General features: G+C 61.9%; 11 protein-coding genes. 9 read left to right on the forward strand and 2 right to left on the reverse strand.

The annotated features are described in order from the left end of the window. The first annotated feature begins 346 nt into the window (after positions 1-346). The 7 genes from AC19YX_RS01230 to AC19YX_RS01260 all read left to right on the forward strand — a co-directional run bounded on the left by AC19YX_RS01230 (position 347) and on the right by AC19YX_RS01260 (position 8,770). A complete protein-coding gene (locus AC19YX_RS01230) occupies positions 347-1,657 on the forward strand; it encodes an ABC transporter substrate-binding protein (protein ID WP_078472235.1) in 1,311 nt (436 codons plus the stop codon). Between the two features lie 78 nt (positions 1,658-1,735). Beyond that, on the forward strand, positions 1,736-2,662 hold the full coding sequence (locus tag AC19YX_RS01235; RefSeq protein WP_500605476.1) for a carbohydrate ABC transporter permease: 927 nt from the start codon (positions 1,736-1,738) through the stop codon (positions 2,660-2,662). Positions 2,663-2,672: 10 nt separating this feature from the next. Continuing rightward, complete coding sequence (locus AC19YX_RS01240) at positions 2,673-3,503, forward strand: carbohydrate ABC transporter permease (RefSeq protein WP_078472233.1); 831 nt, start codon at positions 2,673-2,675, stop codon at positions 3,501-3,503. A gap of 43 nt (positions 3,504-3,546) precedes the next feature. Continuing rightward, entirely contained in the window at positions 3,547-4,650 is a 1,104-nt protein-coding gene (locus AC19YX_RS01245; protein WP_078472232.1) for an ABC transporter ATP-binding protein, read from the forward strand. 16 nt (positions 4,651-4,666) lie between these two features. Continuing rightward, entirely contained in the window at positions 4,667-6,148 is a 1,482-nt protein-coding gene (locus tag AC19YX_RS01250; RefSeq protein WP_500605477.1) for a mannitol dehydrogenase family protein, read from the forward strand. Between the two features lie 35 nt (positions 6,149-6,183). After that, complete coding sequence (gene xylB, locus AC19YX_RS01255; RefSeq protein ID WP_500605478.1) at positions 6,184-7,680, forward strand: xylulokinase; 1,497 nt, start codon at positions 6,184-6,186, stop codon at positions 7,678-7,680. Between the two features lie 151 nt (positions 7,681-7,831). Then, complete coding sequence (locus AC19YX_RS01260; protein ID WP_201130864.1) at positions 7,832-8,770, forward strand: carbohydrate kinase family protein; 939 nt, start codon at positions 7,832-7,834, stop codon at positions 8,768-8,770. 11 nt (positions 8,771-8,781) lie between these two features. Here AC19YX_RS01260 and AC19YX_RS01265 read toward each other — a convergent pair whose 3' ends face one another. Continuing rightward, positions 8,782-10,083, reverse strand: a complete 1,302-nt coding sequence (locus tag AC19YX_RS01265; protein WP_500605479.1) for an OprD family porin — start codon at positions 10,081-10,083, stop codon at positions 8,782-8,784. Positions 10,084-10,678: 595 nt separating this feature from the next. Between AC19YX_RS01265 and AC19YX_RS01270 the strand changes: the two genes are divergently transcribed. Then, complete coding sequence (locus tag AC19YX_RS01270) at positions 10,679-11,692, forward strand: NAD-dependent epimerase/dehydratase family protein (protein WP_500605480.1); 1,014 nt, start codon at positions 10,679-10,681, stop codon at positions 11,690-11,692. A gap of 165 nt (positions 11,693-11,857) precedes the next feature. Further along, positions 11,858-12,121: a DUF2790 domain-containing protein gene (locus AC19YX_RS01275; protein WP_078472226.1), complete on the forward strand. Its 264-nt coding sequence runs from the start codon at positions 11,858-11,860 to the stop codon at positions 12,119-12,121. A gap of 301 nt (positions 12,122-12,422) precedes the next feature. Here the strand turns inward: AC19YX_RS01275 and AC19YX_RS01280 are convergent, their stop codons facing one another. Next, a complete protein-coding gene (locus AC19YX_RS01280) occupies positions 12,423-12,692 on the reverse strand; it encodes a DUF1652 domain-containing protein (protein ID WP_020298056.1) in 270 nt (89 codons plus the stop codon). Between the last annotated feature and the right edge of the window lie 516 nt (positions 12,693-13,208).

Consider the following 13,208-nt stretch of genomic DNA (forward strand, 5'->3'; position numbering starts at 1 on the left):
CGCGCTTAACAGCTTCCTGTACAGGGGGGATGGGTCGGCCATCTTAGGCAGTGGCGGCTAAAAAGCCAGTGGCCTTTTGGCTGAGAGGTCCGTGCCCACACCAAAACCAATACGCTTTTTGCGCCTTTCTTGCAGCGCCCATTGAGCCCGGGCCCGCTCAAACAGCGATCGCTGGGGATATGGCTGTTGGCACCGAGTGCAAAAAAGTATCGATTAAAGTGTCAGGGATGATTTGTCAGCGAGGGTTTTGAGGGCTGTAATCAGCGCACATCTTCCTGGTCTGCGGAAGACACAAAAACAATAACCGTCCTTCTGTCGCCCCCTGGGCCCGGAAGAGGAGTGCACGATGAAACCTTCGGTAAAAGCTCTGCTCGTCACCACCTGCATGACCCTCAGCGGCGTCACCTTCGCGGCACAGACCGTCACCATCGCCACCGTCAACAACAGCGACATGATTCGCATGCAAAAACTCTCGAAAACCTTCGAGAGCGAACACCCGGACATCAAGCTCAACTGGGTGGTGCTCGAAGAAAACGTACTGCGCCAACGCCTGACCACCGACATCGCCACCCAGGGCGGACAGTTCGACGTGCTGACCATCGGCATGTACGAAGCCGCACTCTGGGGCGCCAAGGGCTGGCTGGAGCCGATGAAAGACCTGCCGGCGAACTACGACCTGGAGGATGTCTTCCCTTCCGTACGCGACGGCCTTTCCGTCAAGGGCGCGCTGTACGCCCTGCCGTTCTACGCCGAAAGCTCGATCACCTACTACCGCACCGACCTGTTCAAGGACGCCGGGCTGACCATGCCCGAGCACCCGACCTGGACCCAGATCGGCGAATTCGCGGCAAAACTCACCGACAAGAGCAAAGAGCAATACGGCCTGTGCCTGCGTGGCAAGGCCGGCTGGGGCGAGAACATGGCGCTGATCACCACCCTGGCCAACGGCTACGGTGCGCGCTGGTTCGATGAGAAGTGGCAACCCGAGTTCAACGGTCCGGAATGGAAAGACGCGCTGAACTTCTACGTCGACAACATGAAGAAATCCGGCCCGCCGGGGGCCTCCAGCAACGGCTTCAACGAAAACCTCGCCCTGTTCAACAGCGGCAAGTGCGCGATCTGGGTCGATGCCAGCGTCGCCGGCTCGTTCGTGACCGACAAGACTCAGAGCAAGGTGGCTGACCACGTCGGCTTCACCTTTGCCCCCCACGAGAAAACCGAAAAAGGTGCTTCGTGGCTGTACTCCTGGTCCCTGGGGATTCCGACCAGTTCCAAAGCCAAGGACGCCGCCAAGGTCTTCACCACCTGGGCCACGTCCAAGGAATACAGCCAGTTGGTCGCCAAGACCGATGGGATTGCCAACGTACCGCCAGGCACCCGCACCTCGACCTACAGCGACGAGTACATGAAGGCGGCGCCCTTTGCCAAGGTGACGCTCGAATCGCTGAAAGTCGCCGACCCCAAAGACCCATCGGCCAAGCCGGTGCCGTATGTGGGCATCCAGTTGGTGACCATTCCTGAATTCCAGGCCATTGGTACCCAGGTCGGCAAGTTCTTCTCCAGCGCGCTGACCGGCGGCTCGACCGTGGAAAAAGCCCTGGCGGATTCACAGACCTTCACCGAGCGCGAAATGAAGCGCGCCGGTTACCCCAAATAGTCTGTAGATACCCCCATTGCGCCGCGGGAGCCTGCCCCTCGGCGCAAGGCCCCGCCGCCTAACGAGCCTGTGATCGCCATGAATACCACCACTGCCCCCGTGCAAACCGCGACCCCGGACAAGCCGCGTAAAAGCCGCTTGATCAACCCCGGCTGGTTCCTCGTCAGCCCTTCGGTGGCCTTGTTGCTGCTGTGGATGATCGTGCCCCTGGGCATGACCCTGTACTTCTCGCTGATTCGCTACAACCTGCTCTACCCCGGCGAAAACCAATTCGTCGGCCTGGAGAACTTCACCTACTTCATCACCGATTCGGGCTTCCTGCCCGGCGCCACCAACACCCTGCTGCTGGTGGGCAGCGTGCTGCTGATCAGTGTGGTGTTCGGGGTATTGATCAGTGCCCTGCTGGAGGCCAGCGAGTTTTTCGGCCGCGGCCTGGTGCGGGTGCTGCTGATCTCGCCGTTTTTCATCATGCCCACGGTTGGTGCGTTGATCTGGAAGAACCTGATTTTCCACCCGGTGTCGGGGATTCTCGCGGCCCTGTGGAAGGTGTTCGGCGCCGAGCCCGTGGACTGGCTGGCGCACTACCCGCTGCTGTCGATCATCATCATTGTGTCCTGGCAGTGGCTGCCCTTCGCCATCCTGATCCTGATGACCGCCATGCAGTCCCTGGACCAGGAACAGAAGGAAGCCGCGCGCCTGGACGGTGCCGGGCCGATTGCGATTTTCTGGCACCTGACCCTGCCCCACCTGGCGCGCCCCATCGCCGTGGTGGTGATGATCGAAACCATCTTCCTGCTCTCGGTGTTCGCCGAAATCTTCACCACCACCAACGGCGGCCCCGGCTACGCCTCGACCAACCTCGCCTACCTGATCTACAACCAGGCGCTGGTGCAGTTCGACGTGGGCATGGCCTCTGCCGGCGGCCTGATCGCGGTGGTGATCGCCAATATCGCGGCGATCATCCTGGTCCGCATGCTCGGCAAAAACCTGACTGACAAGCCTTGAGGGCCGCGCCATGACGCTTCAACAATCCCGCCGCCTGCAAAGCCTGCTGCTCGGCACCCTGGCCTGGGCCATCGCGATCCTGATCTTCTTCCCGATCTTCTGGATGGTGCTGACCAGCTTCAAGACCGAAATCGACGCCTTTGCCACGCCGCCGCAGTTCATCTTCACGCCGACTCTGGAGAACTACCTGCACATCAACGAGCGCAGCAATTACTTCGCCTTTGCCTGGAACTCGGTGGTGATTTCCTTCAGCGCCACGGCCCTGGCGATGTTGATTGCGGTGCCGGCGGCCTACTCCATGGCCTTCTACGAAACCCAGCGCACCAAGAGCACGCTGCTGTGGATGCTGTCGACCAAGATGCTGCCGCCGGTGGGGGTGCTGATGCCGATCTACCTGCTGGCCAAAAGCTTCGGCCTACTGGATACGCGGATCGCGCTGATCATCATCTACACCCTGATCAACCTGCCGATCGTGGTCTGGATGATTTACACCTACTTCAAGGACATCCCCCGGGACATCCTCGAGGCCGCGCGCCTGGACGGCGCCACCCTGTTGCAGGAAATGGTCCGGGTACTGTTGCCGATCGCCAAGGGCGGCCTGGCTTCAACTGTGCTGCTGTCGCTGATCCTGTGCTGGAACGAGGCCTTCTGGTCGCTGAACCTGACCTCCTCCAATGCCGCGCCGTTGACCGCGTTGATCGCCTCCTACTCCAGCCCCGAAGGCTTGTTCTGGGCCAAGTTGTCCGCGGTGTCGACCCTGGCCTGTGCGCCGATCCTGATCTTTGGCTGGATCAGCCAGAAACAACTGGTCCGGGGCCTGTCCTTCGGCGCCGTGAAATAACCGCACCTTCAAACAACAACGAATTTAGAAGCGGAGGCCCATCATGGCCCACCTGAAAATCAACAATCTGCAAAAAGGTTTCGAAGGGTTCTCCATCATCAAGGGCATCGACCTGGAGGTGAACGACAAGGAGTTCGTGGTATTCGTCGGACCGTCGGGCTGCGGCAAGTCGACCCTGCTGCGACTGATTGCCGGGCTGGAGGAAGTCAGCGGCGGCACCATCGAGCTCGACGGACGCGACATCACCGAGGTCAGCCCGGCCAAGCGCGACCTGGCCATGGTGTTCCAGACCTATGCCCTGTACCCGCACATGAGCGTGCGCAAGAACATGTCGTTCGCCCTGGACCTGGCCGGGGTGGCCAAGGCCGAGGTCGAGAAGAAGGTCAATGAAGCGGCGCGGATCCTCGAACTGGGGCCGATGCTCGAACGCAAGCCCAAGCAGCTGTCCGGCGGCCAGCGCCAACGCGTGGCCATTGGCCGGGCGATTGTGCGCAACCCGAAAATATTCCTGTTCGACGAGCCTTTGTCCAACCTCGACGCCGCGCTGCGGGTACAGATGCGCCTGGAGCTGGCGCGCCTGCACAAGGAACTGCAGGCGACCATGATCTACGTGACCCACGACCAGGTCGAAGCCATGACCCTGGCGGACAAGGTGGTGGTGCTCAACAGCGGCCGCGTGGAGCAGGTCGGTTCGCCCCTGGAGCTCTACCATCAGCCGGCCAACCTGTTTGTCGCGGGGTTCCTGGGCACGCCGAAGATGGGCTTTCTCAAGGGCCAGGTGACCCGGATCGACAGCCAGGGCTGCGAAGTGCTGCTGGATGCCGGCACCCGCATCAGCCTGCCCCTGAGCGGCGCCAAGCTGAGCGTCGGCGGCGCCGTGACCCTGGGCATCCGCCCGGAACACCTGAACCTGGCCCAACCCGGCGATTGCACCCTGCAGGTCACGGCCGACGTCAGCGAACGCCTGGGCAGCGACACCTTCTGCCACGTGCTGACCGCTTCCGGCGAAGCCCTGACCATGCGCGTGCGCGGCGACCTGGCCAGCCGCTACGGCGAAACCCTGAGCCTGCACCTGGACGCCGAACACTGCCATTTATTCGATGCCGACGGCGTGGCGCTGACCCGCCCGCTGCGCGCCGCCGCCTGATAGCCGAGAACCTGCGATGAAACTCAACCACGCCAACCTGCACCGCCTCGCCTCTGAAGTGCAACTGCCCGCCTACGCCCTGGACGACACGCGCCAAGGCATCGCCCACATCGGCGTTGGCGGTTTCCACCGTGCGCACCAGGCGTATTACACCGACGCCCTGATGAACACCGGCAGCGGCCTGGATTGGGCCATCTGCGGCATCGGGCTGCGCGCCGAAGACCGCCGCGCGCGGGATGACCTGAAGGAGCAGGACTACCTGTTCACCCTGTTCGAGCTGGGCGATGGCGACGACACCGAGGTCCGGGTCATCGGCGCGATCCGCGACATGCTGCTGGCCGAGGACGGCGCCCAGGCCCTGATCGAGAAACTGGCCAGCCCCGAGATCCGCATCGTGTCCCTGACCATCACCGAGGGCGGCTACTGCATCGACGACAGCAGCGGCGAGTTCATGGCCCACCTGCCGCAGATCCAGCACGACCTGGCCCACCCGACCCAGCCGAAAACCGTGTTCGGCTTTCTCTGCGCGGCCCTGGCCAGACGCCGGGCCGCCGGCACCCCGGCCTTTACCCTGATGTCGTGCGATAACCTGCCGCACAACGGCGTGGTGACCCGCAAGGCGCTGCTGGCGTTTGCCGCCCTGCGCGACGCCGACCTCCACGACTGGATTGCCGCCAACGTCAGCTTTCCCAACGCCATGGTCGATCGCATCACGCCCATGACCAGCACCGCCCACCGCTTGCAGCTGCACGACCAGCACGCAGTGGACGACGCCTGGCCGGTGGTCTGCGAACCCTTTGTGCAGTGGGTACTGGAGGACAAGTTCGTCAATGGCCGCCCGGCCTGGGAACAGGTCGGTGTGCAGTTCACCGACGACGTCACGCCCTACGAAGAGATGAAAATCAAGCTGCTCAATGGCAGCCACCTGGCCCTGACCTACCTGGGGTTCCTCAAGGGCTACCGTTTTGTCCACGAGACCATGGCCGACCCGCTGTTCGTCGCCTACATGCGCGCCTATATGGACCTGGACGTGACCCCGCAACTGGCGCCGGTGCCGGGCATCGACCTCGCCGACTACAAGGACACCCTGGTGGCGCGCTTCTCCAACCGGGCCATTGCCGACCAGTTGGAGCGGGTCTGTTCCGACGGTTCATCGAAGTTTCCCAAGTTCACCGTGCCTACCCTCAACCGCCTGCTTGCCGACGGCCGCGACACCGAGCGCGCGGCCCTGGTGGTGGCGGCCTGGGCCCTGTACCTCAAGGGCGTCGACGAGAACGGCACGCGCTACAGCATTCCCGACCCGCGCGCCGAGTTCTGCCAGGGCCTGGTGGCCGACGATGCCCTGCTGACCCGGCGCCTGCTGGGGGTCGAGGAAATCTTCGGCAGCGCCCTTGCCCGCTCGCCGGCCTTTGTCGCAGCCTTCGAACGCTGCCTGGCCAGCCTGCGCGAGCACGGCGTGAGCAAGACCCTGGAGCGGGTGCTGGCCAGCCACGGCTGAAAACGCTGGATTTCATAGTTTGCGCAGGGTGATTCATGACCACACAGCAGCTGTTTCTGGGGATCGACTGCGGCACCCAGGGCACCAAGGCGATTATTCTCGACACCCACAGCGGTCAGGTGCTGGGCCTGGGCGCGGCCCCCCACAGCCTGATCAGCGGCGACAACGGTCGGCGTGAACAAGACCCCCAGCAGTGGCTGCAAGCCTTCAGCCACGCCACCGCACAGGCCTTGCAGGCGGCCGGAGTCGATGGCCAGCAGATCCTCGGCATCGGCGTTTCAGGGCAGCAGCACGGCCTGGTGCTGCTCGACGACCAGGGCCAGGTGCTGCGTGCGGCCAAACTGTGGTGCGACACCGAATCCACCGCGGAAAACGACCGGCTACTGGAATGGCTGGGGGGCGAGTCCGGTTCGCTGGAACGCCTGGGCCTGGTGATAGCCCCGGGCTACACAGTGTCCAAGCTGCTATGGACCAAGGAGCAACATCCGCAGCTGTTCTCCCGTATCGCGCGGATCCTGCTGCCCCACGATTACCTGAACTTCTGGCTCACCGGGCGCGCCTGCAGCGAATACGGCGATGCCTCGGGCACCGGCTACTTCGATGTGCGCAGCCGCCAGTGGGACCTGGAACTGCTGGCCCATATCGACCCCAGCAGGCGCTTGCAGGCGGCACTGCCGCCGCTGATCGAATCCGCGCAGGCGGTGGGCACCATCCTCCCGGACATCGCCCGGCACCTGGGGCTCAACCCTGCCGCCCTGGTTTCCAGTGGCGGCGGCGACAACATGATGGGCGCCATAGGCACCGGCAATATCCAGCCGGGGGCGATCACCATCAGCCTCGGCTCGTCCGGCACCGTGTATGCCTATGCCGACCAGCCCCAGGTCAGCCGCGATGCCTCGGTCGCGAGCTTCTGTTCATCCAGCGGCGGCTGGCTGCCGTTGATCTGCACCATGAACCTGACCAATGCCACCGGCGCGGTGCGCGAACTGCTGGGCCTGGACCTGGAAACCTTCAACCAGCGGGTACAGCAAGCACCAATCGGTGCCCAAGGCGTGTGTATGCTGCCGTTCCTCAATGGCGAACGGGTGCCCGCCTTGCCCCACGCCACCGGCAGCCTGCTGGGGCTGACCATGGATAACCTGACCCAGGCCAATCTGTGCCGCGCCGTGGTGGAAGGCACCACTTTCGGGCTGCGCTATGGCCTGGACCTGCTGCGCAACAATGGCCTGCAAAGCCGCAGCATCCGCCTGATCGGCGGCGGCTCGAAAAGCCCGGTATGGCGGCAGATAGTCGCCGACATCATGGACACCCCGGTGGTCTGCACCCAGCAGAGCGAAGCCGCAGCCCTGGGCGCGGCAATCCAGGCCGCCTGGTGCCAGGCGCGCCAGAGCGGGCTCGACACCCCCCTGGGCGAATTGTGCGAACGCTGTGTCACGCTGGACCCGGGCAGTGAAACACTGCCGATTACGGCGAATGTGAGCGCTTATCACGAACTGTACAAACGACATCACAATTATGTTTTATCTATTTGATTTTCAACGAATTTATCCATGAAAATCAGGCTTTCTGCTTGCAGAAAACGCCTTGCCGGAGCGCCTTGGGCCATGGATTCCCTGGGATTCGGTCACAAACCCAAGAATAAGCTTTAATAAAAACACGTAACCTATTGATGAGTAATGACTTATGTACCTTGTTTGCGGCGAAGCGCTGTTCGATTTCTTCAGCAAAGACGACGCCAGCGGCCTGACCTCGAAAGTGAATTACCAGGCCATTGCCGGTGGCTCGCCGTTCAACGTGGCCGTGGGACTGCGGCGGCTCGGGGTCGATGTCGGCCTGCTGGCCGGCCTGTCCAGTGACTTCCTCGGGCGCCGGCTGCATCAGGTGTTGCAGGAGGAAGGCGTGCGCACCGATTTCCTGGTGCAGTTCGAGGCGCCGACCACCCTGGCCATGGTGGCCGTGGGGGCCGACGGCTCACCCCAGTACAGCTTTCGCGGCGAAGGCTGCGCCGACCGCCAGCTGCAACCGAGCCACCTGCCGTTGTTGGGTAATGATGTACGCGGCTTGCATATCGGCTCGTTTTCCCTGGTGGTGCAGCCCATTGGCGACACCCTGCAAGCGCTGGTGCAACGCGAAAGCGGTCAGCGCCTGATCAGCCTCGACCCCAATGTCCGGCTCAATCCGCAGCCTGATATCGGCCTGTGGCGCCAGCGTATCGGCAGCCTGGTGCCGCATGCCGACCTGATCAAGGTCAGCGACGAGGACCTGAACCTGCTCTACCCCGACCGGGACCCTGCCGAAGTGATCCAGGGCTGGCTGCAGCAGCGCTGCCAATTGGCCTTCCTGACCCGCGGCGGCCAGGGCGCAACGGTCTTCAGTCGGGCCCACGGCAGTTGGTCGGTGCCGGCGCGACCAGTGACAATTGCCGACACCGTGGGTGCCGGTGATACCTTCCAGGCGGCCCTGATTGCCTGGCTGACCGAGCAGCAGCTGGATTCACCAGCGGGGCTGGCACAACTGAGCAAAGCCCAGGTCGACGCCCTGCTCGACTTTGCGGTCGGCGCCGCCGCCCTGACCTGCACCCGCACCGGGCCGGACCTGCCTTATCGGCAGCAACTGGGCTGAAACTCGGGCGGCTACAGGATCGAGAAGTTGTAGCTCAGGATCAGCCGGGTTTCGTCGGTATCCCGGGCAAACTTCTCGTAGTTGCTGCGGTACGTGGCATTGCGCAGGCGCAGGTTCAGGCCCTTGAAATCGCCCTGCTGCACCACGTACTTCAGCTCGCTGTCGCGCTCCCACTCTCGCCCCGCCTGGGCGCTGCCCGGCACGTTGATGTGGTCGCCGTTGACATAACGGGTGAGGAAGCTCAGGCCATTGAGGCCCAGGGCCTTGAAGTCGTAGTCATAACGCAACTGCCAGGAACGCTCCTGGGCGGCGGCGAAATCGTTGACCTGGACGTAGTTCACCAGGTACGGGTTGCTGCCATCCAGATACGGCATCGAGTTGGCGCCATTCATGCGCTGCCAGCCGGCACTGAAGGTATGGCCGCTGACGGCGTAGCCCAGCATGCCGCTCAAGGCGCGGTTATCGATCGAGCCCGCACGCTGGGCGCCGCTGTCGGCACTCTTGAACAGGCGCAGGTCGGCCTTGAGTACGCCGCTGCCCAGGGGCTGATTGGCCAGCAGGCCGATAAAGTGCTGGCGATAGACGTCATCCAGCTGCGCGTAGTGGTACTGGGCGCTCAGGCGCTCATTGAAGCGGTAGTCGACCCCGTAACTGTCGAAGTGATCAGCCGTGGTGTTGCAGGCATAGCGCTTGTTCTTGCAATGCACGCGGATGTCCTGGGCATCGGTGGAATCACGGGCGGTGTAGCGATCCAGGCGCGCGGCGGTAAAGGTCAGGTCCTGAAGCTCCCGGGAAGTCAGCAGGGCTCCGTTGAACAGGGTTGGCAACAGGCGACCGTCGTTGTATTTGAGCAATGGCAGGTCCGGCAGCAACGCGCCGTATCTGAGCTCGCTGCGGGAGAAACGCACCTTGGCCGTCAGGCCCAGCTTGGCGTATTGATCCTCGGAACCCCTGGGGTCCTGGCCGTGGGACGGCAACAGCCCGCTGTTGCTGCGACCCGGGCTGGAATCGAGCTTGAGTCCGAGCATGCCCAGCGCATCGAGGCCAAAGCCAAAGGTGCCCCGGGTGTACCCCGATTGCAGATTGAGGATAAAACCCTGGGCCGACTCCTCACGCTTGGAGGCCCCTTGTGCGGCACTGGTATGGCCGTCACGAAAATCACGGTTGAAGTACACCGTGCGTGACTCCAGCCGCGCGCTGCTGTCTTCGAAAAAACCTTCAGCCCGCACCGGGCCGGCAAAACCGGCGCAGAGCAAGGCAGCGCCGAAGCCCAGAACCGGGCGCGCAGGGGACAAAGAAAATGGGCAACACATGAAAAAAGCTCCAACAGCCAATCGATACAGCGATAAAAACAAGCGACCCCATCCACCCGACAAATTCGGATGCAGGGGCAAAATTGATTGAATCAATGAGGGGCGGCAATCATCGCAGATGGCTTTATGACACCAAACCCGACCTTAGTCTGACGGTGTCGCCCGGTTCAGCGGGTAGCCAGGGTCGGTACGGAGAAACAACATGAAGTTTGGATCCGAATTCATGACCGCTCGTCGGCATTCTCCTACAAGAGATGCAGCTTTCTCTTAGTCACACATCAGATTAGAAAATCACTTCAAATAATTGATAGTTAAGGTAAATATTGAATTGGTTTTTTATTTATTACAACCTCGTCATTTATACAACACGGCCTAGCGTCAATTAACCGTCTTTAGCATGTGATAGCGTCAAAAATACGGAAAAGCTGTTTTTTCGGCGTGCGCCAGCTGTCTGGCCAATAACCCCCATCATGCTCATCACGGACGAGGTCGTTCCCTTGGATATCAGAGCTTTAGCCGGCAATCCTGCAGGCAAGCCGTATGCTCGCGCACCGTCCGTTCTTTCAGGGGTCGCGCAACACGGGGGCTGCCACACATGAACATACTCATCACCGGGGCAGCCGGGTTCATTGGCGCTCATACGGCACTGCGTCTGCTCAAGGATGGGCATCAGGTGACCGGGTTGGATAACTTCAATGCCCATTACGACCCGCAGCTCAAGCAGGATCGGGTGCGTTGGGTCGCCGAGCAGGTGGGCCAATTTCCCCTACGACAGCTGGACCTGAACGACGCTCCGGCCCTGGGGCGGCTATTTGCCGAAGTCCGCCCGCAGGTGGTGGTCCACCTTGCCACTCAGCCCGGTGGACGCTGTACCCAAGCGAACGCCCATGGGCAGTCTGATTGCAGCCAAGCGGGTTTGCAGCCGATCCTGGCCCCCTGCCAACGTCATACCGTTGAACACCTGATCTACGCCGCCCCCGAAAGCCATTGCACCTGCAAAGCAGGCAGTGCCTTGCAGGTGGACAGTGACGGCCGCCTGCAAGGTATACCGTCCACCGCGCTGCGCTTTCTGACGGTGTATGGGCCCTGGGGGCGGCCAGACATGGCGCCCCATCTGTTCGCGCGGGCGATTTGCGAGGAGTTGCCGCTGAAACTGTTCAACCACGGCCTGCATCAGCGCGACTTCAGTTACATCGACGATGTGGTCCACTCCCTGGTCCGCCTGCTGCACAAGCCGCCCTCGGGCCACACCCAACTGCAGGACGAATCGCCGGCCTGGCTCGACAGCACCCTGCCCCGGCGCCTGTTCAATATCGGTGGGCAGCGCCTGGTGCAACTCAAGGATTACGTGGCCACCCTGGAACAGTTGCTGGGCCGCAAGGCCCGCTTTGAATACCTGAGCTTGCCGGGTAATGAACTGCCCCCAGGGCCGGAACCCATCAGCGCCCTGGAAAACCTCACCGGGTTCGGACCACAGACGCCGCTGGCCCAGGGGCTGGGGCATTTCGTCGAGTGGTTTCACGCCTATTACCGGCCCGGCTGCGTGCCACCGGCGCCGGCACTGGAGCTCTCGGGGCAGAGTCCGCAACCCCAAGGCCGCGAATACTGATTGGCTTTTTTCTACAACTGCTTAGCTCCCTACTTAATCATTGGTTAATCCCGCGGTCCAAAGCTGTACTGGACCGCGCTAGCTCAGATACTTCTGATGCCCTCCGCGGCAGGTTCAGCGGCCATCCGGCGCTGAGCGACCTAATGTCTGCATCGGAGATTCATTATGAACGCGCGCATCCTGTTGATCGGCGCAGCCCTGGCCCTGACTGGCGTTACCGGGCTGGCCCAGGCCGATACCACCACCACACACCCCGTGCCCTATCACTACGGCATGCCCTTGCACGTGGCCAAAGTGGTGTCGATGACCGAGCCTACAACCCTGGAATGCAAGGTGGTGACGGCTGACATGAAGTTCATCGACAACGCCGGCAAGCTTGAAGACATCAGCTACAGCAAACTGTCCGAAGCCTGCAGCGATCAGAACTGAAACAGCCCCGGGGTCAGGCGCCGCAACCCTGCCACCTGACCCCGGCCACAGCGCCTGATTCAGTCGCTGTCTCTCGGCCCCGTTCGCCGGGCGTTATCAGATGCGCCCACGAAATACCCTGAGGCGCGGCTTCACCTTGGGCGCTATCGAATCGGCTAAATGAAATAAAGGAAATGACCTGAACGCAGCGCCTGACCGGGAAACCGGCTCGGCGCCGCATTGCATGGCAAAAAACCAGCCCGGGCCTGGGGTTCACCCAAGCCAGGCGTATGGTGACAAACCCCGGTGCCCCACTGCTTGACTAGTAGGCACGGGCTCGTTGGGGCAGGCTCTGCTGACCTGGATTGTGGGCCAGGTCATAGCGCAATTCGGCGATCAGCTCGTTGATTTCCCGGCAACCATTGAGGCCCGAGGCATCGATGCCGGTCACGACCAGGTCCACGCGGTCGGTTTCATGGTCGCCAAAGACTTTCACCGTCATGGACAAGTCCGGGCTCAAGGTGCATTGGCAGCGTTTGGGCAGAAAACTGCTTTCAATAATGTTGCGTAGTTCCAGGGCAGATAAAAACATGGCGACTCTCTCCTTTATTTGAGACTGCCAATCAATGGACAAAACAGCAGGGCTGCAGTGACTTCCGTGTTCGAGTTCGATCCGGGCCGTGCCTTGACCTTCCATGAAGACAGGACCAACTCCTAGACTAGGCCGCTTTCCCGCTCCCGCTAAATTCTATTTAGCTCTGAGCTCCAAGCTTTTTACCCAGGATTGCAGGCATCGATCCATTTGGAGGGATGGCCCCGCCACAGGCTGTTTCCGGGTGTGACACAGAGATCAGGCTTGAGGGTATGAGATGCACGGAACATGCCCATGACGACCACCGGGCATGCCTAGGACAATCAAGGGCTTGGGCCATAAATATCATTCCGACATCATGCAATCTGCAACAAAGGCTGCATTGCGCCCTGCAAATTGCCAGACCGCAGACGGACGGTTTGCATTGACCCAGCGCAGGCAGTAAGAATGCCCGACCCGGGCCCCGGCCCTGATCCACGCAAATGAGTGGGTCTTTCTTTTTATCCGCAAGGAGGC

The organism is Pseudomonas sp. MF09150 (assembly GCF_059862355.1).

Excerpts from the sequence above, each read along its gene's own strand:
- AC19YX_RS01230 (WP_078472235.1), top strand. The coding sequence starts at position 347 with ATGAAACCTTCGGTAAAAGCTCTGCTCGTCACCACCTGCATGACCCTC.
- AC19YX_RS01235 (WP_500605476.1), top strand. The coding sequence starts at position 1,736 with ATGAATACCACCACTGCCCCCGTGCAAACCGCGACCCCGGACAAGCCG.
- AC19YX_RS01240 (WP_078472233.1), top strand. The coding sequence starts at position 2,673 with ATGACGCTTCAACAATCCCGCCGCCTGCAAAGCCTGCTGCTCGGCACC.
- AC19YX_RS01245 (WP_078472232.1), top strand. The coding sequence starts at position 3,547 with ATGGCCCACCTGAAAATCAACAATCTGCAAAAAGGTTTCGAAGGGTTC.
- AC19YX_RS01250 (WP_500605477.1), top strand. The coding sequence starts at position 4,667 with ATGAAACTCAACCACGCCAACCTGCACCGCCTCGCCTCTGAAGTGCAA.
- xylB (WP_500605478.1), top strand. The coding sequence starts at position 6,184 with ATGACCACACAGCAGCTGTTTCTGGGGATCGACTGCGGCACCCAGGGC.
- AC19YX_RS01260 (WP_201130864.1), top strand. The coding sequence starts at position 7,832 with ATGTACCTTGTTTGCGGCGAAGCGCTGTTCGATTTCTTCAGCAAAGAC.
- AC19YX_RS01265 (WP_500605479.1), bottom strand. The coding sequence starts at position 10,083 with ATGTGTTGCCCATTTTCTTTGTCCCCTGCGCGCCCGGTTCTGGGCTTC.
- AC19YX_RS01270 (WP_500605480.1), top strand. The coding sequence starts at position 10,679 with ATGAACATACTCATCACCGGGGCAGCCGGGTTCATTGGCGCTCATACG.
- AC19YX_RS01275 (WP_078472226.1), top strand. The coding sequence starts at position 11,858 with ATGAACGCGCGCATCCTGTTGATCGGCGCAGCCCTGGCCCTGACTGGC.
- AC19YX_RS01280 (WP_020298056.1), bottom strand. The coding sequence starts at position 12,692 with ATGTTTTTATCTGCCCTGGAACTACGCAACATTATTGAAAGCAGTTTT.